Genomic DNA, 616 nt, shown 5'->3' with positions numbered 1-616 from the left:
CTAAAGCTATTCGTTCGTTAGGGTATAAAGTTATTGGTTTGTACGAGCTGCCCAATTGAGCAGCTCAATACAGTTTGGTTATGAGGATTTACGAACTCTTAGGTACCACTCAGATAGCAGTCTCACTTGTTTCTCGGTGTAGCCTTTTTCCATCATACGAGCAACGAAGTCGTCGTGTTTTTTCTGATCATCCGTTGAGGTCTTAGCATTGAACGAAATAACAGGAAGTAGCTCTTCTGTGTTAGAGAACATTTTCTTCTCAATTACAGTGCGCAGTTTCTCGTAGCTCGTCCAAACTGGGTTTTGACCGTTATTGTTGGCTTTGGCACGAAGCACGAAGTTCACAATCTCATTTCGGAAGTCTTTAGGGTTACTGATCCCAGCTGTTTTCTCGATTTTTTCTAGTTCACCATTCAGAGAAGCACGGTCAAATAGCTGTCCTGTTTCTGGATCGCGGTACTCTTGGTCTTGAATCCAGAAGTCCGCGTAGGTGACATAGCGGTCGAAGATATTCTGTCCGTACTCAGAGTAAGACTCTAGGTAAGCGGTTTGAATTTCTTTACCAATGAATTCTACGTAACGCGGTACTAGGTATCCTTTCAAGAACTCAAGATAC

Annotated in this window: 1 pseudogene; it reads right to left on the bottom strand. The window is 42.9% G+C overall.

Going from position 1 to position 616, the window contains the following annotated elements:
* Positions 1-78: 78 nt before the first annotated feature.
* Positions 79-616, bottom strand: a pseudogene (locus tag AB4653_RS26600) (PrkA family serine protein kinase); the annotation flags it as partial.

Origin of the sequence: Vibrio sp. 10N.222.48.A3, assembly GCF_041475345.1 — a bacterium.
Lineage (GTDB): Bacteria > Pseudomonadota > Gammaproteobacteria > Enterobacterales > Vibrionaceae > Vibrio > Vibrio tasmaniensis_A.
Note: the sequence above shows the minus strand (reverse complement) of the source record. Positions and strands in the feature narration are given on the sequence as shown.